Below are 24,655 nucleotides of genomic sequence, written 5' to 3' on the forward strand. Positions count from 1 at the left end.
CGCGCACGACCCTGAGCATGCCGATGGCCCGGCCACCCCGCGTGGGGTGACCGGGCCATCGAACAGGGCGACGCCGTGCGACGTCAGCGCTTCTTGTTCTTGCCCTTCTTGTCCTTCTTGACCTTCACCTCGACGGTCTTGGTCACCGGCTCGGCCAGGTTGCTGCCGAGGAAGGTGATCGTCACCTCGTAGGTGCCGGGCTTGGTCAGCTTGCCCAGCCTGAAGTCGACCTCGCCGCCCGAGAGCGTCTTGGTCTTCGAGGTGCCCTTGACCTTCGCGGTGACCTGGCCGGTGACCTCGAACCCGTCGGCGGCCGCGGCGACCGACACCTCGAGCACCTCGTCCTCCTTGAGCTTCTTCGGAGCCTTGACCGTCAGCTTCGGCGTGGCCTTCTGGACCGTCACCGAGGTGCTGCCCTCACCGGCCTTGGTGGCGTCGTCACCCAGGTACTTCAGGGTGATCGCCTTGGCACCGACGGTGTCGAACGGGCCGACGACGATGCTGGTCTTGCCGGCCGCGAGCTCACCGGCACCGACCACCTTGTTGTCGATCAGGGCCAGGACACTGCCCGTCGCCGTACCGCCCGGGCGGGTGACGGTGACGGACACGGTCGCCGAGTCCTTCTTCACCTTGAGCGTGACCGGGTCGACGGTCGCCGTGATGGTCGGCGTCGCCTTCTCGGGCACCGGGTTGGCGACCACGGTCACGGACACGTCGGCCGAGCTGGCGGCGTTGTTGGCGTCGCCGTAGTAGCGCACCGTGATCGCCTTCGTGCCGGCTGCGGCGAACGGACCGATGGCGATGCTCGCCTTGCCGTCGACCAGTTCGGCTCCGCCGATCACCTGTCCGTCGAGGACCGCGCCCACGAGGCCCGTGGGGGACTCGCCGTTGACGGTCACCGAGATGGTGCCGGTGTCGACGCCCGCCTTCAGCTCGGTCGGCGCGACGGTGGCCGCCGTGCTCGACGTCGCCTTGGTCACCGTCACGGTCGCGCTGATGCTCGACGCCTTGACGTTGCTATCGCCCGGGTAGGCCACGCGCAGCGTGTGGACGCCGACCGGGAGCGACTTGGCCGCCAGCGCGAAGGTGGCTGCGCTGTTGGTGAGCGGTGCCGTGCCCAGGCTGGTGGTGCCCTCGAAGACCTCGACGGAACCGGTTGCGGCCGGCGCGACCGTGATGTCCAGCTGACCTGCTTGGCCGTAGGCGAGCGAGACGTCCGGCACCGTGACCGTGCTGGGTGCACGGTTGTCGGTGATGGTGATCGGGACGTCGACGGTGGTGCCGGTGTTGTTGCCCGTCACCTTGAGGACGACGCGGCCGTCGGGTGCGCCGTTGGGCACCTTCACGGTCACGGTCGACGTGCCGTACTCGTCGAACACCGCGGTGCCGATGGTGTTGTCCACCGGCGCCTCACCGAGGAGAGCACCGCCGAAGCGGACCTCGACCGACGTGTCCTTGATGTCCGGCGCCGTGGAGAAGGCCAGGGACGACAGCGTGAACGTCACGTCGTCACCCTGCTTGTACGACGCAGGAGCGCCGGCCGGGAACGCCACACCCACGGAGTGCTGGGTGAAGTCGGGGGCGAGCGGAGCGTCGCCCTCGGCCGTGTTGGCGAACTCGTCCATGTAGTCGACCATGCCCTGCAGGTCGATCTTGCCGGTGTCCCGCTTCTGGGTGCCCTGTGCGAACACCCGGAAGTTGTCGCCGCCCGAACCCAGGAACGAGTTGACGGTGACGGAGTAGGACGTGCCAGCCGCGATCGGCGTGCCGTTGAGCCACATGGCGGTGATGCGGTCGCCTTCGGTGCGGGACGGGTCGTAGGTGTACCTGAAGCCCTTCGACGTGCCGAGGCGCAGGAACGGGCGCGTCGGGATGTTGCCCGCGCCGTCACGCTGCCACTGCTGCTCGAGGGCGGTCTTGATCTGAGCCCCCGTCATCTTCATGTTGACCAGCGTGTTGGCGAACGGCTGGACGACCGCCGCCTGCTTGTAGGTCAGCGTCGTCGGGTAGCCGCCCGCGTTGCCGACCATGTCCTGGCGGAGACCGCCGGGGTTCATGAAGGCGATCTGTGCGCCGCCGGCCTCGGGGGTCTGCGTCGCCCAGCGCTGGACCTCGGCGACCAGGTTGCCCAGGGTCGACTCGCCACCGCGGTTCTCGGTGGTGCCGTTCGAGAGCTTGGCCCGGTTGAACGGAGCGGCGATCTTGCCGAGCTCCACCGCACCCAGCACGTTGGACTTCGCAATCGCGTCGTTGACGATCGGCGTGACGTTCGGGTCGGCCGGGTAGTTGGCCGTGAACGGAGCGGTCTGCTGCTTCAGGTTGAGCACGTTCTGGGTCTGTGCGAGCACGTCACCGGTGGCCGTGTCGACCGTCAGCTTCAGCTGGTTGAGGTAGGTGCCGTACTGGCCTGCCGAGACGACCGGACGGGTCGTGACCGCGCGGCCCTGCGCCACCCAGGCGGGGACGGGGACGGCGTGGTTGTAGGCCAGGTGGGTGTGACCCGACACGATGGCGTCGATGTTGGCGTCGACGCCGTTGACGACCTGACCGAACGCCGAGTTCGGGTCGGTGGCCGCCGCGAGCGTGGTGTTGGCCGCACCCTCGTGGATGAGGAGCACGATCACGTCGGCACCGTCGGCCTCGAGCTGGTCGGCGCTGGCGTTGACCTCGTCGACGATGTCGGTGACCTTGATGTCGGCGATGCCGTCCGGCGAGACGAGGGCCGGGAGGTCCTCGGTCACCGCTCCGACGAAGCCGACCTGCACGTCGCCGAAGTCCTTGATCCAGGCGTCGTCGACGGCGTGCGAGTCGTCGCTCTTCTTGCGGAGGTTGGCGGCGATGTACTTCCAGCGCGCGCCACCCAGCGGGTTGGTGACGGCGTCGTACGGCGCCATGACCCGGTTGACCAGGTCGTTGTAGCCGGCGTCGAGCTCGTGGTTGCCCACGGCCGAGACCTCGAGGCCCGCTTCGTTGAGGGCGTCGATCGTCGGCTTGTCCTTCTGGATGAAGGACTCGAACGTCGAGGCACCGATCAGGTCACCCGCGGCCGCGAACACCGTGTTGGGGTTCTCCGAGCGCAGCTGCTTGACCGCACCAGACAACACAGCCGCACCGGCGGTGATGCCGGCCGTCGTCCCGTTGGTGCCGTCCTCGTTGAGGATGCGACCGTGGAAGTCGTTGATCCCGAGGATCTGGATCTCCTCCTCCGCGGGCACGGCGGGCTCGGTGTTGATCCCGACGATCTCCGGGCTGTGGTCGGAGGAGCGGAACGGGTTGGGCGCGTACAGGTTCGTCACGTTGGTGTTGAACCGGGCGTACTCGTAGTAGACCGACTCGTAGCCGTTGATGTCCCAGATGTCGACCGCGTTGACGTCGGCCTTGGCCGCCGCATTGGCGAGCACGTGGTCGAGCGAGCCGACCTGACCGTCGAAGTTGTAGGTCTCCTCGTCCGCGTTGCTGGTCGACTCGAGGTTGTCGTAGCCGGCTGCCTTGAGGACCTGGATCGGGTCCTCCTCGGAGTAGGCGTTGAAGTCGCCGGCCAGGAACACCCGCGTGATGCCGCGCTGCGACTTGAACGAGTCGGCGAAGGCGACCAGCGAGTTGGCCTGCAGCACGCGCCGGTCGTTGGCGTTGCCCTGACCGTTGGGGTCGGGGTTGCCCGAGCCCTTCGACTTGAAGTGGTTGACGATGACGGCGAACGCGTCGGCGTCGGCGTCGCCCACCTTCTTGAAGGCTTGGGCAAGGGGCTCGCGGGCATCGGCGAAGGCCTCGGTCCCGGTGGACTCGTCGCTCAGGACGACGGACTCACCGACGAGCGCGACGTTGGCCGGCTGGTAGATGAAGCCGTTGCGGATCACGTCCTGCTCGGCCAGCGTCGGGAGCACCGGCGCCGAGGGGACGGCGGCCCAGGTGCCAGCGCCGGCGTCCGCGTTGAGGGCGGTGACGAGCGCGTTGATCGCGAAGTCACGGTCCTTGCCGAACTGGACGGAGTTCTCGAGCTCCTCCAGCGACACGATGTCGGCGTCGGCGGTGTTGATGGCCGCGACGATCTTGTCCCGCTGACGAGCCAGGTTGGCCTCGTTGGCCGCACCACGGGGACCGTTGGGGGTGCAGCTGTTGTTGGAGATCCGGTTGCCCGCGCGGTCGGTGTAGAACGTGCAGGAGCCGGGGCCGGCGTCGAACTCCTCGCCGGTCGTCGGGAAGAAATTGAGCACGTTGAAGGTCGCCAGCTTCAGGTCGCCGCCCACGTTCTGGGGAGCGGCAGGCCGGGTCTGGGTGAAGTTGATCGTGCCGGTCGGGTCGCCGACGACCTGGGCCTGCGGCAGGATCCGCCACGCGTTGAAGCCGAAGGTGAAGATCACCGGCTTGGGGAACGTGATGGCGGAGCCGACGCGCACGCTGTGGTTCGCGGTGAACCACGGGAACGGCTTGTCGCTGTTCTCGGTCGTGGAGTACGTCCAGCTGGATGCGTCGTCGAGGATGATCCGGTGCGCGTCGTTGTACTTCTTGCGCTCGGCGACGGCGGCCGTGGCCTGCGCGTCGATGATCTCGGTGGGGGCGACCAGCGGCTTGGTGCTGTTGGAGACGACGCCGATCTCGCCGCGGAACGCCGAGCCGTTGCTGCCGTTGCTGTAGTAGGGGCCGCCGTCGTAGACGTCGGTCGCGGTCCACGGAGCCGTCGGCTTGAAGAGCTCGCCCTCGACGACCTCACGAGCCTCGTCGAGCGCCGCGCCGTCCAGGCACGCCGCGCCGGGCAGCGCGCAGTCGGCGCCCGGGATCTGGGTCTTGGGGGTCACCTCGCCCAGGGAGGGCGTGACCGCCGTGACGCCGGCGTTGGAGGCGATGATCTGCGTGGCGCCGGAGAACTCGGCCGCCTCGCCGACCACCTGCACGGAGTCGCCGACCGCCGGGTAGGTCGCGAAGCCGCTCGTGCCGCCATACACGAAGACGGCGTCGGAGGCGTTGGCGGTGTCGGCGCCGGGGGTCTGGATGTAGAAGCCGTTGAGACCACCGGTCGGGTAGGCCGCCGTGACGACGCCTTGGGTCTTGACCTGCTGGCCGTTCAGCGGCGTGGTCGCGCCGGTGCCCTGGATCTCGGCGATCGGGATCAGCGAGGCAGCGGCGTTGATCGTGAACGTGAAGCTCACGTCGTCGCTCGCCGGGGTCGCCGCCGAGTCGGTGGCGGTCGCGGTCACGGTGAAGGTGCCGGTCGCGTCGGGGGTGCCGGACACGGCGCCGTTGGGCGCGACGCTGACGCCGCCCGGGAGGCCGGTGGCGCTCCAGGTGTACGGCGCGGTGCCGCCGGTCGCCGCGAGGGTGAAGCCGGTGATGGGCGAGCCGACCTGGCCGGTCTTGTTGCCGGGCGAGGTCGCCTCGAGCGCGGTGGGCGCAACGGGTCCCGAGTTCTCGGGGGTGGGCGTCGCGGAGCTGAAGTCGGCGGCGTTGCGATCGGAGTCGACCGCCGCGGTGCGCTGCGCCGACGTGGTGGCGGTCAGGTTGGACGCCGTGTTGCTGGTCTCGTACGTCGTTGCGGTCGTGCCGTAGCCCACCGTGTCGACCAGGCCGTTCGCGGTCACCCCCGCGAGGTCGACGTTGGTGGTGCTGGTTCCGAACGTCGGGTAGGTGGTGTTGTTGGACACCAGGGCCACGACGCCCGCACCGGCCGCCATCGCGATGGATCCCGTGGCGTCCGGCGTCGGCAGGGCCGTCCCGGTCGTCGCGTTGCCCTGCTGGACCAGGAAGTGCTTGCCGGCCTTGACGGTGCCGTTGAGCGTCGTGACCTGGAAGGCCCCGTTGCCGGCGGCCGCCTTGTACTGGACGGACCAGTTGTTCATGACCACGTCGTTCGCGGTCGGGTTGTACAGCTCGATGAAGTCGTTGCCGTAGGCGGCGGTGGCTCCGTTGCCGCCGTACACCTCGCTGATGACGACGTTGGGGCTGACGGCGGATGCGGGGGTGATGGCCGCGAGCGGCGACACCACGAGTGCGGCGGCAGCGGCCGCGACGAGGCCACGCCTGCGGCGAGACCCCCCGTCCGGCCGAGAATTGAGCAGGGAGGACACAGGCAAGGACCCTTCGGAAGGACGGCGTGGCGTGGCGAGACAAGTCAGGGACCCGGACCCTGGAATCGCACGTGCGTGAACCCGATCACGTATGTGCGTCCCGCAGGGTAACCCCAAATGACCGGAAGGCATACCGCTGCCGTCGGGCGTTTCCGACGATTCCCCGGCGAGGGCCGTCCGGCCCCGCAAATGCCACGAGGGACCCGGGCCGGGCCCGGGTCCCTCGCGTGCGTCAGGTCCGCTCGGTCAGCGCTTGACCCGCACCTTGAACGTGCTGCGCACTCCCTGGAAGTTGTCGCTGGCCTTGTACTTGACCACGACGCGGTAGTTGCCGGGACGCTTGAACGGACGCAGCTTGATCTTCGCGACGCCGTCCTTCACCTTCGCGTTGTACTTGTGACCGGCCACGCGCACCATGACTCGGCCCTTGACCTTCAGCGCCACGTCGGAGCCGAACTTGACCTTGATCCGGGCCCGGGTCTTCCGGGGCTTGATCTTCTTCGCCTTCGGGAAGAGCTTGGTCTTGAGCGTCGGCTTGCCCTGCGTCACCGCGCGGGCCACCGTCGTCTTGGAGCCCTGAGCGACGAAGCTGAGCTGCTTGCCGCCGCGGACCGTGAAGACCGCCCGCGCCCCACCGTTGGCCACCGGCACCGACCCGAAGGTCAGCGTCGAGTTGTCCCGGTTGGTCTTGACGAGGTCGAGCTTGGTGTTGGGGGCGATGCCGAGCGAGTTGATGTCGAGATTGGAGAAGACGACCGTCGCCTTCTCCCCCGACCTGTAGGCCGCCTTGAGGCCGGCGGCGGTGACCTGCCGCTTCACCGCGGACGGCGACTTGGTGGTGCCGTCCTTGAAGAAGCCGTCGATCCACAGGTCGCGGTCGATGGCGCCGGTGTCGACGGCCTTGCCCTCGAGGAAGGCGGTGAAGTTGTCGCCGCCCTGGGCCAGGAAGCTGAACGTCGACACGGTGTAGGTCTTGGCCGGGTCGAGCGCGGCTCCGTCGATGGTCACCGACACGACCCGGTCGCCGACGGGTCGCGTCGGGTCGAGGATCGTCTGCACGTTCTTCGACACGCCCAGCGCGAGGAAGGGACGCGACGCCGAGGCGGGCTGCCACTGCTGCTCGAGGATCTTCTTCAGGGTCGCGCCGGTGACGTCGACGTAGCTGACGTTGTTGACGAACGGCAGGACCGCGTTGGCCTCCTCGAACGTCACGACGCCGTCGGCGTTCTCCGGGCTCGTCGACAGGTCGCCGGCGTAGAGCAGGTCGGCCCGCAGGCCGCCCGGGTTGGTGACGCCGATGACCGGGGTCTTCGCGGCGGCCGGGATCTTGACCTCGCGCAGCGCGTCGGCGACCAGGTTGCCGATCGTCGACTCGTTGCCACGGTCCTCCTGCACCCCGGGGGTCGCGAGGTCGGCGTCGGCGCGCGAGAAGTCGGCCGAGATCGTGCCGACCTTCTTGTCTCCGATCACGTTGGCGGCAGCGATGGCCGCGTCCACGACCGTCTTGACCGCCGCCACGCGCGGCAGCGTGTTGTCGGCGGTCGCGACCCGGTCGAGGACCGCGGCACTGACGACGCTGACCGTGTTGGCGTCGGTGTCGATGGTCATGTCGAGACGACCGAGGGACTCGCCGTAGTTGCCGGCCTGGATGACCGGACGTCCGTTGTTGTAGGCGTACTTCTGGTGGGTGTGACCGTTGTAGATCACGTCCACCGCGGCGACGGTGTCCTGCGTGATGTGCTTGAAGACCGGGGTCTCCGCCTCCTGCTGCGCCTGCGAAGCAGCAGAGGCTGGCTTGGGCGCCCCTTCGTGGTACGTCGCGATGGTGGCGTCGCAGTCGACGGCAGCGCCCTCGAGGCGCGCCACCTCCTTGTTGACCGCCGCCACCGGGTCGGTGAACGTCAGGCCGGCCACACCACCGGGGCTCACCAGCGTCGGGGTCTCCTGGGTCACCGCGCCGATGATGCAGACGTTGGCGCCGTTGACGGTGACCTGCGTGGAGGCCGGGAGCACCGGGTTGCCGTTGGCGTCCACGACGTTGGCCGCGAGGTAGGGGAAGGCCGCCTGCGGGTAGGCCGTGCCGTCGGGAGCGGTGGCGCCGCCGTCGACGACGTGGCTCTTGAACCACGGGAAGCCCTTGTCGAACTCGTGGTTGCCCACGGACGAGGCGTTGACCCCGAGCGCGTTGAGCACGTCGATGGTGGGCTTGTCGTCGTTGAACGCCGAGGCGAACAGCGAGGCGCCGATGTTGTCACCCGCCGAGACGAGCAACGTGTTGGCGTCGCGGTTCTGCTCGATCGTGGTGGCCCACTTGGTGGTGTTGGCGTCGATGCGCCCGTGGAAGTCGTTGAAGTCGAGGATGCGCACCGGGACGACGGCGGCGTTGGCAGGAGCGGCGGTGACCGCGACGACCGCGAGCGGGGCGACCATGAGCCCTGCTGCGGTGGCGCCGGCGACGAGGCGACGGCTGAGACGTGATGCTGACACGGAGAGCCTTTCGGACGGGTGGGTGATGCGAGTCACCCTAACCCGGTCCAGACCAGTGCCCGGACGACCGATCCGGCGCTCAGCCCGTCGTCGTGCGCCGCTGCTGCCAGACGGCGCGGAAGAACTCGTAGCCCGACCACATGGTCATCACCACGGCCCCGGCGAGGAAGACCTGGCTGAGGTAGAAGAGCACCTCGCCGAACACGCCCCAGCCGTCGAAGGCGCCCCCGTGCGCGTCGCCGTGCGGCAGCGGCATGACCAGGCCCGACAGCGCGACCGCCTGCAGGGTGGTCTTGATCTTGCCGCTCTGGGCCGCGGGGATGACGACCTGCTTGAGGACGGAAAGCCGGAGCAGGGTCACGCTCCACTCGCGCAGCAGCACGATGATCGTGACCCACCACCAGATGTCACCGACCAGCGAGAGCCCGATGAACGCCATCCCGGTGATCGCCTTGTCGGCGATCGGATCGGCGATCTTGCCGAAGTCGGTGACCAGGTTGTGCTTGCGCGCGAGGTCGCCGTCGATCTTGTCGGTGATCATCGCGACCACGAAGATCCCGAAGGCGATCCAGCGCCACATGGTCGACGCGCCGTCGTCGTGCAGGAGCGCCCACGCGAACACGGGCACGAGCACGATGCGCAGGGTCGTCAGGACGTTGGCGATGTTGAAGTTGGAGACCTGCGCCTGCTCCGCGCTCATGCGAGGGCTCCCGACCGGACCGCGCGGGCGACGAGGTCGACACCGTCCGTGGCGACGACCTCGGCCTCGACGAGGTCGCCCACACGGGGCTCGACGTCCTCGAGCGTCGTCGTCCCGTCGACCTCCGGCCCCTGGTGCTCGGCTCGGCCCTCGACCACGCCGTTCTCCACGGACTCCACGAGCACGGTGACGGTCTCGCCGATGCGCTCCTCGGCGCGCTGCGCGTTGAGCTCCTCCACCAGGGCGGTGACGTGCTCGGTGCGTGCCCGCACCTCGTCGTCGTCGAGCTTGCCGTCGTACGACGCCGCCTCGGTGCCGTCCTCGTCGGAGTAGCCGAAGACGCCGGTGACGTCCATCCGCGCGGCCTCGAGGAAGTCGCACAGCGTCTGCAGGTCGTCCTCGGTCTCGCCCGGGAACCCGACGATCACGTTGGACCGCACGCCGGCCAGCGGGCTCAGGGCGCGGATGCGCTCCAGCAGGTCGAGGAAGCTCTCGGGGTCGCCGAAGCGGCGCATCCGGCGCAGCACGGTCGCGCTGGCGTGCTGGAAGGAGAGGTCGAAGTAGGGCACGACGCCCGGGGTGTCGGCGATCGCCTCGATCAGCCCCGGTCGGGTCTCGGCCGGCTGGAGGTAGGACACCCGCACGCGGGCGATCCCGTCGATGGCGGCCAGCTCGGGCAGCATCGTCTCGAGCAGCCGCAGGTCACCGAGGTCCTTGCCGTAGGACGTGGAGTTCTCGCTGACGAGGAAGAGCTCCTTGATGTCCTGGGTCGCGAGCCACTGCGCCTCCTGCAGCACGTCGCTGGGGCGGCGGCTCACGAACGAGCCGCGGAAGCTCGGGATGGCGCAGAAGGAGCAGCGGCGGTCACAGCCGCTCGCGAGCTTGAGCGGGGCCATCGGTCCGGCGTCGAGCCGGCGGCGTACGACGCGGGGACCGGTGGCCGGGGCGCCCCGGCCGATCTCGGAGGTGTCGGCGTGACCGGGCACCGAGATCGCGGAGGCGTCGCGCTCGACCGGGGAGATCGGCAGCAGGCGACGGCGGTCGGAGGGGGTGTGCGGGTGGTGGGCCTCCCCCGCGACGATCGAGCGGAGCTTGGCCGCGATGTCGGGGTAGTCGTCGAAGCCGAGGACCGCGTCCGCCTCGGGCAGCGTCTCGGCGAGGTCCTTCCCGTAGCGCTCGGCCAGGCAGCCCACGGCCACGACCGCCTGCGCCTTGCCGGTCTCCTTGAGGTCGGCCGCCTCGAGCAGCGTGTCGACGGAGTCCTTCTTGGCGGCCTCGACGAAGCCGCACGTGTTGACGAGCACGGTGTCGGCGTCCTCCGGCTCCGCGACGAGGACGAAGCCCCCCGCCTCGAGCCGCCCGGCGAGCTCCTCGGAGTCGACCTCGTTGCGGGCGCAGCCGAGGGTCACCACGGCCACGCTCATCGGTGCCGTCGGGGCAGGTTCAGCAGTAGTAGTCGTCATCGCCCTCCGAGTATGCCGCGTCACGACGACCGGGGCCCCTTTGCGACGCGCGTGGGCGTCACCACACACGCCGACGGCCCCGACTCCGTGGGAGTCGGGGCCGCCAGGGGTGTGGGTACGGCGATGGGTCAGCGAGCGACGTACGTGCCCTGCCCCGCGACGCCCGACTCGCCGATCGGCTTCGCGTCCTGGCCGTCGAGCGCGACCGTGACCGCGCCGTCGGTGGTCTGCACGCGGACCGGGGGCGCGGCGTCGAGCTCCTTGACGTCGCCGACCGCGAGGTTGCCCTTGAAGACGATCTCGCCGGAGCCGTCGCGCACGACGAGGTGCGCGCCGCCCGTGGTGGCGGTGAGCACCACCGGCACCGGGTCGCCGAGCGACGCGGAGCCGGCGCCGCCGGGACCGCCCGACCCGTTCAGGACCGGGGTGGACCCGCGCAGCTCGGGCGGGGCGTCCATCACCAGGCGGGCGATCGACCAGCACAGCACCACGGCCATCACCACGGCGACCAGCAGCGACCAGTTCGGTCCGCCGCGGGTGCTGCGGATCGAGCCGTTGGCGCCGGTCGCGAGCTCCGCCTCGAAGACGCGTCGCGGGTTGATGTCGGCGTGGGCGTAGCGCTCGTCGTAGGACGCGAGCAGCGGGGCGATGTCGACGCCGAGCACCCGCGCGAGCGTGCGCAGGTGGCCGCGGGCGTAGAAGTCGCCGCCGCACGGCGCGAAGTCGTCGACCTCGATCGACTCGATCACGTGCGGACGGATGCGAGTGCGGTCGGCCAGCTTGTCGACGCTCAGGCCCAGGCGCGTGCGCGCAGCCGCGAGCTCCGGCCCGACGACCGGGTCCGCTGCGGGCTCGACCTCGAAGTCGTCGAGGACGATCGGGTCGACCGCCTCGCCGGCTCGTGCGATCGGGCGCACGCGGTCGCCCCACAGCTGGGTGTCCTCGACCAGGCTGACACTGCCCGGACGGCGCAGCTCGCGACCCTCCAGCTCGGCGTCGTCGACCGGGAGGTCGATACGGGCCTCGCTGCGACGACCGGCGCTCGACTCGCGCAGTGGCGCCGGGGTCGCACTCGCCGTGACGGGCGGCAGCGGCAGGTCGACCGGGTCCATGGCCCCGGTCTCGTCGAGGTCGTCGTAGGGGTCGGCCTCGTCCGGGTCGAGCTCGTCCAGGTCGTCGGAGGAGTCGGCCTCGTCCTCGACCCGGCGCTGGGGTGCCAGTGCGGCGAGCTTGGCGATCCCGACGGCGAGCAGTGGGCGCGGGTCGCGCAGCGAGGGACGGGCGTGGGGCGCGTCGTCGGCCTCGTCGTGCGGGTCGTCGACGGCGTCCTCGACGGACGAGTCGTCGGCGTCGAGGGGAGCCTCGTCGTCGGCGGCCTCGGTCGGGTCGATCACGACGACGTCGCCGGCCAGCCCGGCGACCCGCTCGAGCGCGGCGGGCAGGTCGTCGCCGGCGCCGACCACGTGCGTCGCCAGCCCGAGGGGTACGGCGAAGGGTGCGCCGTACAACCTGGTCGCGAGCGCGGCCTGGCGCCGACCGGAGGCGTCGAGCTCGGCGAGCAGCTTCTCCTCGTTGTGCGCGCTGATCACCAGGCGGCCGTCGCGCAGGACCCCGCGCCGCGGCGTGTGCTCGACGTGCTCGACCGCGGTCCACGGCAGCCCCCGCCAGGTGCGACCGAGGCGGATCCGCACGCCCTGCGCGTCGGCGACGAGCAGCGGGGTGCGCGCGTCGAGGAAGGTGAGCAACCAGTAGCCGCCGAGCAGCCCCATGACCGTCGCCAGCATCCAGTCCAGTGCGCCCCCGTCGCCGACCGCGCGGGCGAGGTAGGCGATGGCGACCGCCGAGGCGACCACGCCGACGCCGGCGGCCAGGCCGGCGTTGCGGCGGACCTCGATCGCGTCCGGGGCGAGCGAGAGAGACTCCCCCGACTGCGACTCCTCGACCTCGACGTCGAGCTGTTCGGCTGCACCCATCACGCGTCCCCCTCCAGAGTGGCGATCACTGCGTCGATCTCGTCCGGCTTCACCAGCACGTCGCGCGCCTTGGAACCCTCGCTGGGCCCCACCACGCCACGGCTCTCCATGATGTCCATCAGTCGGCCGGCCTTGGCGAAGCCGACCCGGAGCTTGCGCTGCAGCATCGAGGTCGACCCGAACTGTGTGGAGACGACCAGCTCGATCGCCTGCACCACCAGCTCCATGTCGTCGCCGATGTCGTCGTCGATCTCCCGCTTGGCCGCCTGCGGCGCGGTGACGTCGTCGACGTACGTCGGCTCGAGCTGCGTCTTGCAGTGCGCGACGACCTGGTGGATCTCGGCCTCGGTCACCCACGACCCCTGCACACGCACGGGCTTGCTGGCTCCCATGGGCAGGAACAGCCCGTCACCCTGGCCGACCAGCTTCTCGGCGCCGGGCTGGTCGAGGATGACGCGGCTGTCGCCCAGCGAGCTGGTCGCGAAGGCGAGCCGCGAGGGCACGTTGGCCTTGATCAGGCCGGTGACCACGTCGACCGAGGGTCGCTGCGTCGCGAGGACCAGGTGGATGCCGGCCGCGCGGGCGAGCTGGGTGATGCGCACGACCGAGTCCTCGACGTCGCGCGGGGCGACCATCATCAGGTCGGCGAGCTCGTCGACGATCACCAGGAGGTAGGGGTACGGCGACAGCGTGCGTTCGCTGCCCGGGGGCACCTCGACCTTGCCGGCGCGCACCGCCTTGTTGAAGTCGTCGATGTGGCGGAAGCCGAAGTTGGCCAGGTCGTCGTAGCGCATGTCCATCTCGCGCACGACCCAGGCGAGGGCCTCGGCAGCCTTCTTCGGGTTGGTGATGATCGGCGTGATCAGGTGCGGCACGCCCTCGTAGGCGTTCAGCTCCACCCGCTTCGGGTCGACCATGATCATCCGCACCTCGTCGGGCGTGGAGCGCATCAGGATCGAGGTGATGAGCGAGTTGATGAACGACGACTTGCCCGAGCCCGTGGCGCCGGCGACGAGCAGGTGCGGCATCTTCGCCATGTTGGCGACGACGAAGCCGCCCTCCACGTCCTTCCCGAGACCGGCCACCATCGGGTGGTGGTCGGAGCGCGCGGTGTTGGAGCGGAGCACGTCGCCGAGGGAGACGATCTCCTTGTCCGTGTTGGGGATCTCGACGCCGATCGCGGACTTGCCGGGGATCGGGCTGAGGATCCGCACGTCGGCCGAGGCGACGGCGTAGGCGATGTTCTTCGACAACGCCGTGACCTTCTCGACCTTCACCGCGGGGCCGAGCTCGACCTCGTAGCGGGTGACCGTGGGCCCGCGGGTGTAGCCGGTGACCGTGGCGTCGATGTTGAACTCGTCCATCACCTGCATCAGCCGCTCGACGACGGCGTCGCTGGCCTTGGACCGGGCCTTGTGGACCGACCCGGGCTTGAGCACCTCGTTGGCCGGCAGTGAGTAGGTGATGTCGCCGGACAGCGCGAGCTGCTCGACGCGCTGGGGAAGCGGGGTGTGGGGCGGGGGCACCAGCTCGGCGGAGGTGCCGGGGGCGCCCGGGGCGTCCGGCTCGACGACCGGGGTGACCTCGGTCGGGGCGTCGGCGAAGAGGTCGATGCCGAGGTCGACGCTGTCGTCGGTCGCGTCGACGTCCTTCTTCTTGCGCCGCCTCTTCAGCTCGCGGTCGCTGAGCACCGGGCTGTCGTAGGCGGGGTCGCCCATCTCCGGGTCGACCTCGTCGTCGAGCATGCTGCGACGACGGGTGCGCATCGGCGTGGTCGCGTCCTCGGCGGGCTTCTCGACCGCGGACGTGCGACCGAGCAGCTGGTCGCGGGTCGCGGCCAGCTTGGTCGGGATCTGGTAGACCGGCGTGGCGGTGATGATGAGGACGCCGAACAGGGCGAGCAGCGCGAGCACCGGCACCACGACGTACGCCGTGCGGAGCAGGTCGAGCAGCAGGCTCGAGATCACGAAGCCGACGGCACCGCCGGCCTGCTGGAGCTCGGAGGCGTCCCCGAGCTCGGGCTGCGGGTTGCCGTTGGCGATGTGCACGATGCCGAGCAGGCCGAGGGCGAACGCGGACCAGCCGATGACCTGGCGCCCGACGGGGCCGTTGTGCTCGGGGTCGCGCAGCGTGCGCCAGCCGGCGTAGAGGACGAAGAACGGCACCAGCCAGCCGACCTTGCCGACGGCGCCGGCGGTCATCTGACGCATGAACTCCATGACACCGCCGGGCAGCTGCCACCACACGGCCGCGGCGATGACCATCGCGAGGCCGATCAGGAACAGCCCGGCTCCGTCGCGGCGGTGCTCCGGCTCGAGGTCGCGGGCCGACTGCCCGATCGAGCGGATGACCGCGCCGATGGCGTGCGCGATGCCGAGCCACACCGAGGCGACGGCGCGACCGAGCGCGCCGAACGTGCGGGCGACCGGACCGGGTCCGTTGCGTACGGCGCGGGGCGCGGGCCGCTTCGCCGGGGTGCGCGAGCGACCCCGGGCGGCCGAGCCGCGCGCGGGCGCGGACTTGCCGCGCGCCGGCCGCGTGGTCGGTCGCTTGCTGGACTTGGTCGGGGTACCCCGGGTCCGGGCGCTCGTGCTCGTCTTGGACGTGCTGGAGCTCCGCGAACCCGGCGGGGAAGACGTACGGGTCGCCATGGTCCGACCCTAGTTCACGAGTCACACCAGCCCCATGCATCACAGGAGCGTGTCGGGGCCCCATCCCCGGTGCGAGCGGTGGTCCGAGCGGACGAGTTGCGGCGAAACGCAGGTGTTACACGAAACCCTCCGCGGGGGTCTTCCGGTGACACGCATTGCTACTTAGGGTGTCGCAGGTCACCCTGCCGCTCGGGCGGGGTCGGCATTCACTTTGGAGGAAGAAATAGTGAAGTTCCTCAGGCAGGGGATCGCCCTGGCCGTCGTGGGAGCGGGCCTCGCGGCCATCCCAGCGATGCAGATACAGGCACAGGCGGCAGAGCCGTCGCTCGTGCAGCAGATGAAGGGCCAGGCGCAGGGCGCGGTCGCGTTCAGCACCAACTCGGCCACCGGCAAGATCGGCTTCGCCCGCACCCAGGGCGACCTGATGCCCGGCACGAGCGCCACCGACCGCGCCGGCGCCGTCGCCAAGGCGGACGCCTACCTCGCGAAGTACGCCACCGCCTTCGGTGCGCGCGCCGACGAGCTCGTCCGCTCGAAGGTGGCCGACAACGGGCAGGGCTTCACGGTCGACTACACCCAGGAGTACAAGGGTGTCCCGGTCTTCGGCTCCCTGATCCGGACCCACTTCGACGCCCGGGGCGACCTGACCTCGGTCAACGGCTACGCAGCGCCGGCGCTCGACCTCGCGGTCACGCCGCGGCTGAGCGAGTCCGAGGCCGCGCAGGCCGCTCTCGCGCAGGTCCGCAAGTCCCCGCCCACCACCGAGGAGGGCGCCCCCGCCGACCTCACGGGCATCAAGGCCAAGGACATCGAGCTCACGATCTACCGCTCGGGCCTGACCCGCGGGATCGAAGGATCCTCGAACCTCGCCTACAAGGTCGAGGTCACCAACGGCGCCAACGTCCGCGACATCGTCATCCTCCACGCCAACGCACCCAAGGTGCTCAACCGCTGGAGCATGATCACCGAGGCGCTCGACCGGGTGCTGAACACCTGGACCGGTCCCTCGACGCTCCCGCCCGGCGGCAACCCGAACCAGTGGGCCAAGGTCTGGGAGGAGGGCCAGCCCCTCCCTGCCGACCAGGACCAGAAGAACCTGATCGCCTCGACGGGTGAGTCCTACTGGCTCTTCGCCAACGCGTTCGGTCGCGACTCGTTCGACGGCCAGGGCGCGCAGATGGACGTGCGGCACAACCGCCCGATCACCCAGACCAGCGGCTGCCCCAACGCGTCGTGGAACGGCTCCTACACCAGCTACTGCAACGGTGTGTACGCCGACGACGTCGTGTCCCACGAGTGGGGTCACGCCTACACCGAGTACACCTCCGGCCTGATCTACCAGTGGCAGTCGGGCGCGCTCAACGAGTCCTACTCCGACGTCTGGGGCGAGACCCTCGACCTCATCAACGACCGCGAGGACGAGGGCGAGGTCTTCGCTCCCCGTGTCGACGGCGAGTGCTCGAAGTACACCCGTGGCGCCATCGGCGCGACGATCAACAGCCCCGCCGCCGTGGCCGGCCCGTGTGCCGGTGCCGTCGCGGCTTCGTTCGGCCCGGTCTTCGACTCCGCCGGCGTGACCGCCGACGTGCTCGTCGCGACCGACGAGGCCAACACGACCGGTCCCACGACCACCGACGGTTGCACCCCGTTCACCAACGCGGCCGGTGCCTTCGACGGCAAGTGGGCCTACGTCGACCGCGGCACGTGCGGCTTCCTGGCCAAGATCCAGAACGCGGAGGCTGCGGGCGCCGACGGCATCGTGGTGGGCAACTCCACCACCGGTGCCATGGGCTCGATCTCTGCCGACTCGGACCTCTACGGCCTGATGGTCACCAACGCGGACGGCGCGAAGATCAAGTCGGCCGGCGAGGTGAACATGACCGTCAAGGACGTCGACACCGCGACCAAGACGGACTCGCACCGCTGGCTGATCGGTGAGAAGTCGCCGGCCTTCGGTGGAGCCATCCGCGACATGTGGAACCCGACCTGCTACGGCGACCCGGGCAAGGTCTCGGACGCCGAGTACTACTGCGGCTTCGAGGACCAGGGCGGTGTGCACGGCAACTCCGGCGTGCCCAACCACCTCTACGCCCTGGCCGTCGACGGCGGGAACTTCAACGGCCAGACCGTCACCGGTCTCGGTCTCGACAAGGCGGCCGCCATCTGGTTCCGCACCCAGTCGCAGTACCTCACCCCGGCCTCGGACTTCCCCGACATGGGCGAGTCCCTGCTGGCGTCGTGCAGCGACCTGGTGGGCCAGACGATCCTGAAGCTGGACGTGTCGGCCGACGCCGACCCGCAGCTGGCCGACCGCATCACCGCGGCCGACTGCACCAGCCTCGGCAAGGCGATCGTGGCGACGGGGATGAACGACAACGCCATCGAGCTGTGCGACTACCAGCCCATGCTCGACCCCAACGCCCCGTCGGCGTGTGGTGACGGCTTCACGACCACGACCGTCTGGTCCGAGGACTTCGAGGACGGTCTGGCCGGCTGGGGCACCGACGAGGAGCTCGCCGACCTCGGCGACTACCAGGGCGGCTTCGGCGCCCCGTGGGAGTCCGGCACGGTTGCCGGTCACACCAGCAAGGTCGCCTTCGGTCCGGCTCCGGCCCTCGGTGACTGCAGCGGTGATGGCGAGAACGACTTCTCCAGTCGCGACTCGATCATCAGCCCCGAGGTGACGGTGCCCAGCGCCGGCACCAACCCGCTGCTCTCGTTCGACCACTCGATGGCGACCGAGGTCGGCTACGACGGTGGCACCGTGCAGTTTAGCAAGAACGGCTCGGACTTCGCGGTCGTGCCCGCTTCGGCGTACGTCTTCAACGGTCCGGACGAGATCGCGTCGCTGGCTGACGGCAACTCCAACCCGCTCGCGGGCCTGGACGGCTTCACCGGCACCGACGAGGGTCAGAACAAGGGCAGCTGGGGCCAGTCCCAGGTGTCGCTGACCGCACTCGGTGCTGCTGCCGGGGACAAGCTGAAGTTCCGCTTCGACATCGGTCGCGACGGTTGCGGCGGCGTCATCGGCTGGAACGTGGACGACGTGAAGGTGACCGTGTGCTCGGCGACGCCGACCACCACGCCGACGCCGACCACCACGCCCACGCCGACCACCACGCCGACGCCGACCACCACGCCGACGCCGACCACCACGCCGACGCCGACCACCACGCCGACGCCCGAGCCGGGCAAGGCGGAGACCACGACCAAGGTCAAGCTGAAGCCGACCAAGGTCGAGCAGGGTGGGAAGTACAAGCTCATCGTCACCGTGAAGTCGGACGACGACGAGGTCACCGGCAAGGTGAAGGTGCTGCTCGACGGCAAGAAGCTCGACACGGCCAAGCTGAAGGACGGCCGCGCCGTGTGGAAGCTGAAGGCCAACCTCAAGCCGGGCAAGCACAAGTTCGTCGCGAAGTACCTCGGTAGCGACGACTTCAAGCGGAGCTCGGACGACGCGAGGTTGCGCGTCGTGCGCTGATCCACCCGCAGCACAGCACCACATCGAGGGCCCCGGCACTGCGCCGGGGCCCTCGTTGCGTCCGCCGCCGCCGGGTAACGCCACGACGACAGCACTCGCGCCACCGTCGGTGGTGGCGGGAGCGCACTGTTGGTGGCGTTACCCGGCGGTCGCGGCGGCCGGGTTGGGCAGCACCAGCCGGAACGTGCTGCCGCCACCGAGCACCGAGTCGACCTCGATCCGGCCGCCGTGGGCCTCGGCGATGCGGTGCGAGATGGCCAGGCCCAGGCCGGTCCCCGGCAGCGAGAGCGCCTCGGGGTTGCTCGATCGGTGGAACGTGGAGAAGAGATGGCCACGGTCGACGGCGGAGATCCCGATGCCGGTGTCGGTGACCGTCACGTGCGCCCAGTCGGGGTCCGCCCCGATCGCGACGCGCACGTGCCCGCCGGGCCGGGTGTACTTCACGGCGTTGCCGATCAGGTTGTTGAGCACGGTGCCGATCTCCTCGGCGTCACCGCTCGCGAGCACCGGCTCGTCGGGCCGCTCGAAGTCGACCCGCACTCCCCCGGTGTCGGCCAGCTGCCCGAGCAGGTCGATGGCGCCCTCCGCACGCTCGACCAGGTCGACCTCGCGGCGGACGAACCGGCGTCGCTCCTGCACCTGCGCGTAGTCGAGCAGGTTCTGGATCAGCCGGTCGAGTCGATCGGCGTTGCGCCGCAGGGCCAGCACCGAGCGGGCGCCGACCCCTTCGTCCTCGAGCAGCTCGATGTGGCCGATGATCGTGGTCAGCGGGGTCTTGAGCTCGTGGGAGATGGTGGCGATCAGCTCCCCCTTGTAGCGGTCGAGCTCGCGGAGCTCCGAGACGAGGAGCTGCTCGGTCTCGTAGACCCGGGCGTTCTGCACCATGCGTCCGAGCTCGCGGGCGATCTCGGCGATCGTGGCCAGCTCGTCGGTCGCGAGGGGCTTGCGGTCCTCCCCCAGCCCGATGGCGAGGTAGCCGAACATCTCGGCGCCGATGCCGACCGGCGCGATCACACCGTGGCTCGCCCCGGCCTCCTTCAGCGAGGCCTGGACGGCCTCGCGGCTGGTGGGCAGCAGCGGGGCGTCGACGTCCACGACCGTCACCGGGACGAGGAGGCCGTGGGGCCAGGCCGTCACGGCCAGGTCGGCGCGCAGCGGCTCGCACGGGTCCGGTTGTACGGCGAGGGGCGGGTGCGAGACGGACGTCTCCGGTCCCCCGTCCGCGTCGCGGGCACAGCTGACCCACGTCCGGACACCGTCGAAGCCGCGGTTGATGACCTCCGTCGCGGTGCCGAGCATCGCCTCGATCCCGAGGCGGCTGGCGGCCTGGGCGACCTCCTTGACGATCTCGCCGAAGTGCACCTGCCGCGCCAGGCGCTCGCGCTGCTGGGCGTTGGACAGCGCCAGGCCGGCCTGCACCACGAACATCTCGAGCAGCTCGCGGTCGGCCTGCCCGGGGATGCGCAGGTCGGGCGGCAGGTCCACCGCCATGTTGCCGAGCAGCTCGCCGGTCGCGGAGTAGAGCGGGGCGTAGAGGGCGTCCTCGGGGTGCCACGCGTCCGGCTCGTCGCTGGGGTGGATGTCGGGCAGCCACACGCTGCTGAGGTGGGCCGGGTCCATCCGTCCGTGCGGGACGTAGCGCAGGATCCCCCAGTGGTCGGCGGCGCGGTACTCGTCGAGGATGTTCATCGCGCTCGTGCGCCGACCCAGGATCTGCCGGCGCACCTCGTCGGGCCCGGCGACCGCGACCATCACCAGGGTCTCGCCCTCGAGCTGACTGATCGCCGCGACGCCGTAGCCGAGGACCTCGTGCACGCCGTTGACGATCTCGTCGAGCACGTGCGCGGTGTCGACGGAGGAGTTCACGCGGCGGACGAGGTCGGACAGCCGCCGGAGCGCTTCGGCCGATGGCATGCTCAGTCGCCGTCCCCGCTCGTCACTGCACCGCCGCCGTCCACGCTCGGTCAGGCCTCGATCACGACCGGGATGATCATCGGGCGACGGCGGTGGGTCTTGTTGACCCAGCGGCCGACCACGCGACGTACGGTCTGCTGCATCTGGTAGGTGTCGACCCCGCCGTCGGCGGCCGACTGCGCGAGCGCGTCGATGATCGGCTGCTTGATGGAGTCGAAGGTGGACTCCTCCTCGGCGAATCCGCGCGCGGTGATCTCGGGACCGCCGGACACCTTGCCGGTCACCGAGTCGACGACCACGATCACCGTGATGAAGCCCTCCTCGCCGAGGATGCGGCGGTCCTTCACCGACGACTCCGTGATGTCGCCACCGACGGTCGAGCCGTCGACGAAGACGTAGCCGCACTCGACCTTGCCGGCGATCTTCGCGACCCCGTCCACGAGGTCGACCACGACGCCGTCCTCGGCCATCAGCACCCGCTCGGCGGGCACGCCGGTCGCCACGGCGAGCGCCGCGTTGGCGCGCATGTGCCGGATCTCGCCGTGGATCGGGAGCACGTTGCGCGGCTTGACGATGTTGTAGCAGTAGAGCAGCTCGCCCGCGCTGGCGTGACCGCTGACGTGCACCATGGCGTTGCCCTTGTGCACGATGTTGGCCCCCCAGCGCGACAGTCCGTTGATCACGCGGTAGACGGCGTTCTCGTTGCCGGGGATCAGCGAGCTGGCCAGGATGACGGTGTCGCCGGCCTCGAGGTGCACGAACGCGTGGCTGCGGTTGGCGATGCGGCTCAGCGCGCTCATCGGCTCGCCCTGCGAGCCCGTCGAGATCAGCACCTGGCGGTGGGGAGGGAGGTCGGCCAGCTCCTTGGCGTCGACGAGGACCCCGGCCGGCACGTGGAGGTAGCCGAGCTCCTTGGCGATGGCCATGTTGCGCACCATCGAGCGCCCGACGTAGGCGATCTTGCGGTCGTTGGCGACGGCCGCGTCGATGACCTGCTGGACCCGGTGGATGTGCGAGGCGAAGCTGGCCACGATGATGCGCTGCCTCGACTTGGCGAAGACCCGGTCGAGGACGGGGCCGATCTCCTTCTCGTGCGTGGTGAATCCCGGGACCTCGGCGTTGGTCGAGTCGGTCATGAAGAGGTCGACGCCCTCGTCGCCGAGGCGGGCGAACTCGTTGAGGTCGGTGATCCGGCCGTCCAGCGGGAGCTGGTCCATCTTGAAGTCGCCGGTGTGCAGGACCACCCCTGCGCCCGTGCGGATGACGACCGCGAGCGCGTCGGGGATCGAGTGGTTGACCGCGACGAACTCGAGCACGAACGGCCCGAACGTGATGGTCTCGCCCTCGGCGACGACGTGGTGCACGGTCTCCTTGAGTCGGTGCTCGCGCAGCTTGGAGCCGAGCAGCGCCAGCGTCAGCTCGGAGCCGACGAGCGGGATGTCCCCGCGCTCGCGCAGGAGGTACGGCGTCGCGCCGATGTGGTCCTCGTGACCGTGGGTGAGCACCAGCGCCTCGACCTGGTCGAGCCGGTCCCGGATCGGGTCGAAGTCGGGGAGGATCAGGTCCACGCCGGGGTGGTGGTCCTCGGGGAACAGCACGCCACAGTCCACGACCAGCAGCCGGTCGGCGTACTCGAAGACGGTCATGTTGCGGCCGACCTCGCCGAGGCCGCCGAGGGGGATGACCCTCAGCCCTCCCTCGACCAGGGGCGCGGGGGTGCTGAGCTCGGGATGCGGATGACTCAAGGGACTCCTCAGATCAGGCCCGACGCGGCGAGCCCGGCGCGGAGCGCGGTGACCTCGTCGTCGTCGAGAGGAACGAGCGGACCTCGCACGTTCCGGTTGTCGAGCACGCCGAGCAGCTCGAGTGCTGCCTTGGCCGTGGTCGCTCCGTAGTTGGCGACGCCCATGATGGCGTCGAAGGCCGGCACCAGCCGGGTGTGGATCTCGAGCGCGGTGGCCGCGTCGCCGCCGACGAACGCCTCGATCATCGCCTTGAGCTCGCGGCTCGCGGCGTGGGCCGCGACGCTGACGAGCCCGTCGGCGCCGTACGCGAGGTAGCCGAGGGTGGCGGCGTCGTCGCCGCAGTAGACGGAGTAGCCGAGCTGCGTCAGGGCCACGGTGTGGCCCGGGTTGGCGGTCGCCTCCTTGACGCTGGTGACGTTGCTCAGCTGGCGCGCCGCCTCGTAGGTCTCGAGCGCGATCGAGATGCCCGTGCGGCCGGGGACGTCGTAGAGCATCACCGGCAGGTCCGTGGCCTCGGCGACGCTGCGGAAGTGGTGCAGCACGCCGCCGGGGCTGGGCTTGTTGTAGTAGGGGGTGACGAGCAGCAGCGCGTCGACACCGATCTTGGCGGCCTGCTCGGCCAGCTCGACGGAGTGGGCGGTCGCGTTGGTGCCGACGCCCGCGATCACGTGGGCGCGGTCACCGACCGCGTCCACGACCGCCTGGAGGATCTGGCCGTCCTCGGCCACCGTCGTGGTGGGCGACTCGCCGGTGGTGCCGCTGACGACGACGCCGTCGTTGCCGCTGTCGACGAGGTGCTGGGCGATCTTCGCGGTGCCGGCGAGGTCGACGGACCCGTCGTCGTGGAACGCGGTCGCCATCGCGGTCAACAGTCGCCCGAACGGTGCTGCGGTTGTCATGGGGTCAGGCTATCCCGCCGAGGCCCTCCGGCCGACCAGCCTCTAGGGTCGGGTCGATGTCCCGGAGCTGGCCCGACCTCGACGAGTCGCAGCGCTCGCTGCTGGACGAGTGGCTCCCCGGGGCCGAGGTCGTCGCGGACCACAGCTGGGACCTCCGCCACCGTCACGTCCTGGAGGTCGTCCACGCCGGCATCCGCTATGCGGTGAAGGCCGGCAGCCCCAGCGACGGCCACATGCTCCGGGAGATCCGGGCCCACCGCGAATGGCTGGCGCCCTGGACGTCGACGGGCCACGCGCCGCCGATGGTCCACGCCGATCCCGACACGTTGCTCCTCGTCACCCGCTGGCTGCCGGGCCGGCTCGTCGAGGACTCCACCGCACAGCACGATCCCGACACCTTCCGGCAGGCCGGCGCGCTGCTCGCCCGGCTGCACGGCCAGCTGTCGGTGGTCGACCCGGCGCACGAGCGGGACGAGACCGAGCGGGCGCTGCGCTGGCTGGACTCCCCGCACCGCATCCCGGCCCCCACCGAGTCCCGGCTCCGCGCCGAGATCGCCTCGTGGGACCTCGACGTCGAGACGGTGCTCGTGCCGACCCACGGCGACTGGCAGCCGCGCAACTGGCTGGTGCACGACGGCGTCGTCGCCGTGATCGACCTCGGCCGGGCCGACCTGCGCACCCCGATGTCCGACCTCGCGCGACTCGCGGCCCAGGACTTCCGACGCGACGCAGCCCTCGAGACGGCGTTCCTCGAGGGCTACGGCGACGACCCGCGCGACCCGGACCTGTGGGTCCGTATGAAGGTTCGCGAGGCCATCGGGACCGCCTCCTGGGCGTTCCAGCACGGCGACGCCGGCTTCGAGGAGCAGGGGCACCGGATGATCCGCGAGGCGCTGGGCACGGATGTCCCTCCCGTCGCCTAGCCTGCCCACCGTGAGGACACGATGAGCAAGATGGACGGCCTGCGGGCGATGCGCGAGGCCAAGTACGCCGAGAACGCGGCGCGGGCGAAGGCCCCCGCCGCGAAGAAGCCGACAGCGACGAGACCGACCACGACGAGACCGACCACTACGCCGGCGGTCGCCCCACCGGCGACCGATGCGCCTGCGACCGTGGCCGACCCGCAGCTGTGCGGCCATCGCAACATGAGCGGGCGCTCCTGCACCCGCGAGCACGGGCACGCGGCGAAGAGCCACCGCTACTCCTGACAGTGGCTCGGTGTCACCCGGGTGACACCGGGTCCACGGTCGGCTCCGCCGTCCGTGGCGATCGCGGCGCCA

Annotated in this window: 12 protein-coding genes; 3 read left to right on the forward strand and 9 right to left on the reverse strand. The window is 70.3% G+C overall.

The features are described 5' to 3' along the window. Positions 1-83 precede the first annotated feature (83 nt). The 6 genes from C7S10_RS20790 to C7S10_RS20815 all read right to left on the reverse strand — a co-directional run bounded on the left by C7S10_RS20790 (position 84) and on the right by C7S10_RS20815 (position 15,336). A complete protein-coding gene (locus C7S10_RS20790; protein ID WP_165807260.1) occupies positions 84-6,062 on the reverse strand; it encodes an ExeM/NucH family extracellular endonuclease in 5,979 nt (1,992 codons plus the stop codon). 246 nt (positions 6,063-6,308) lie between these two features. After that, complete coding sequence (locus tag C7S10_RS20795; protein WP_133176578.1) at positions 6,309-8,549, reverse strand: bifunctional metallophosphatase/5'-nucleotidase; 2,241 nt, start codon at positions 8,547-8,549, stop codon at positions 6,309-6,311. 79 nt (positions 8,550-8,628) lie between these two features. Beyond that, positions 8,629-9,249, reverse strand: a complete 621-nt coding sequence (gene pgsA / locus C7S10_RS20800) for a CDP-diacylglycerol--glycerol-3-phosphate 3-phosphatidyltransferase (protein WP_108346649.1) — start codon at positions 9,247-9,249, stop codon at positions 8,629-8,631. Next, a complete protein-coding gene (gene rimO / locus C7S10_RS20805; protein ID WP_207769503.1) occupies positions 9,246-10,673 on the reverse strand; it encodes a 30S ribosomal protein S12 methylthiotransferase RimO in 1,428 nt (475 codons plus the stop codon). Before rimO ends, pgsA begins: the two co-directional genes overlap by 4 nt. Positions 10,674-10,840: 167 nt before the next feature. Continuing rightward, on the reverse strand, positions 10,841-12,685 hold the full coding sequence (locus tag C7S10_RS20810) for a helix-turn-helix domain-containing protein (RefSeq protein WP_108346653.1): 1,845 nt from the start codon (positions 12,683-12,685) through the stop codon (positions 10,841-10,843). After that, positions 12,685-15,336, reverse strand: coding sequence for an FtsK/SpoIIIE family DNA translocase (locus C7S10_RS20815; protein ID WP_108346655.1), 2,652 nt, complete (start codon positions 15,334-15,336; stop codon positions 12,685-12,687). The genes C7S10_RS20810 and C7S10_RS20815 overlap by 1 nt, the downstream gene beginning before the upstream one ends. Before the next feature lie 226 nt (positions 15,337-15,562). On the opposite strand from C7S10_RS20815, the gene C7S10_RS20820 reads away from it, so the two are divergent. Next, the gene (locus tag C7S10_RS20820) at positions 15,563-18,817 is read left to right on the forward strand and encodes a M4 family metallopeptidase (RefSeq protein ID WP_108346657.1); all 3,255 of its coding nucleotides are present in this window, start codon (positions 15,563-15,565) and stop codon (positions 18,815-18,817) included. 138 nt (positions 18,818-18,955) lie between these two features. On the opposite strand, the gene C7S10_RS20825 is transcribed toward C7S10_RS20820, so the two are convergent. Genes C7S10_RS20825 through dapA form a run of 3 tightly spaced genes read right to left on the reverse strand, consistent with a single transcriptional unit; the run spans position 18,956 to position 23,375 of the window. Continuing rightward, a complete protein-coding gene (locus C7S10_RS20825) occupies positions 18,956-20,731 on the reverse strand; it encodes a sensor histidine kinase (RefSeq protein WP_108346659.1) in 1,776 nt (591 codons plus the stop codon). Positions 20,732-20,781: 50 nt separating this feature from the next. After that, the gene (locus C7S10_RS20830; protein WP_108346661.1) at positions 20,782-22,476 is read right to left on the reverse strand and encodes a ribonuclease J; all 1,695 of its coding nucleotides are present in this window, start codon (positions 22,474-22,476) and stop codon (positions 20,782-20,784) included. 8 nt (positions 22,477-22,484) lie between these two features. Then, positions 22,485-23,375: a 4-hydroxy-tetrahydrodipicolinate synthase gene (gene dapA / locus C7S10_RS20835; RefSeq protein ID WP_108346663.1), complete on the reverse strand. Its 891-nt coding sequence runs from the start codon at positions 23,373-23,375 to the stop codon at positions 22,485-22,487. Between the two features lie 56 nt (positions 23,376-23,431). Here dapA and C7S10_RS20840 point away from each other — a divergent pair, with 56 nt between their 5' ends. Both C7S10_RS20840 and C7S10_RS20845 read left to right on the forward strand, forming a co-directional pair. Then, entirely contained in the window at positions 23,432-24,298 is an 867-nt protein-coding gene (locus tag C7S10_RS20840; protein ID WP_108346665.1) for a phosphotransferase family protein, read from the forward strand. A gap of 21 nt (positions 24,299-24,319) precedes the next feature. Beyond that, the gene (locus C7S10_RS20845) at positions 24,320-24,583 is read left to right on the forward strand and encodes a hypothetical protein (protein WP_165807261.1); all 264 of its coding nucleotides are present in this window, start codon (positions 24,320-24,322) and stop codon (positions 24,581-24,583) included. The last annotated feature ends 72 nt before the right edge of the window (positions 24,584-24,655 follow it).

This window comes from Nocardioides currus (assembly GCF_003057875.1).
GTDB lineage: Bacteria > Actinomycetota > Actinomycetes > Propionibacteriales > Nocardioidaceae > Nocardioides > Nocardioides currus.

What these genes read in the sequence shown, in the direction of transcription:
- pgsA (WP_108346649.1), bottom strand. Translation starts at nt 9,249, where the DNA reads ATGAGCGCGGAGCAGGCGCAGGTCTCCAACTTCAACATCGCCAACGTC.
- rimO (WP_207769503.1), bottom strand. Translation starts at nt 10,673, where the DNA reads ATGAGCGTGGCCGTGGTGACCCTCGGCTGCGCCCGCAACGAGGTCGAC.
- C7S10_RS20810 (WP_108346653.1), bottom strand. Translation starts at nt 12,685, where the DNA reads ATGGGTGCAGCCGAACAGCTCGACGTCGAGGTCGAGGAGTCGCAGTCG.
- C7S10_RS20815 (WP_108346655.1), bottom strand. Translation starts at nt 15,336, where the DNA reads ATGGCGACCCGTACGTCTTCCCCGCCGGGTTCGCGGAGCTCCAGCACG.
- C7S10_RS20825 (WP_108346659.1), bottom strand. Translation starts at nt 20,731, where the DNA reads ATGCCATCGGCCGAAGCGCTCCGGCGGCTGTCCGACCTCGTCCGCCGC.
- dapA (WP_108346663.1), bottom strand. Translation starts at nt 23,375, where the DNA reads ATGACAACCGCAGCACCGTTCGGGCGACTGTTGACCGCGATGGCGACC.
- C7S10_RS20840 (WP_108346665.1), top strand. Translation starts at nt 23,432, where the DNA reads ATGTCCCGGAGCTGGCCCGACCTCGACGAGTCGCAGCGCTCGCTGCTG.
- C7S10_RS20845 (WP_165807261.1), top strand. Translation starts at nt 24,320, where the DNA reads ATGAGCAAGATGGACGGCCTGCGGGCGATGCGCGAGGCCAAGTACGCC.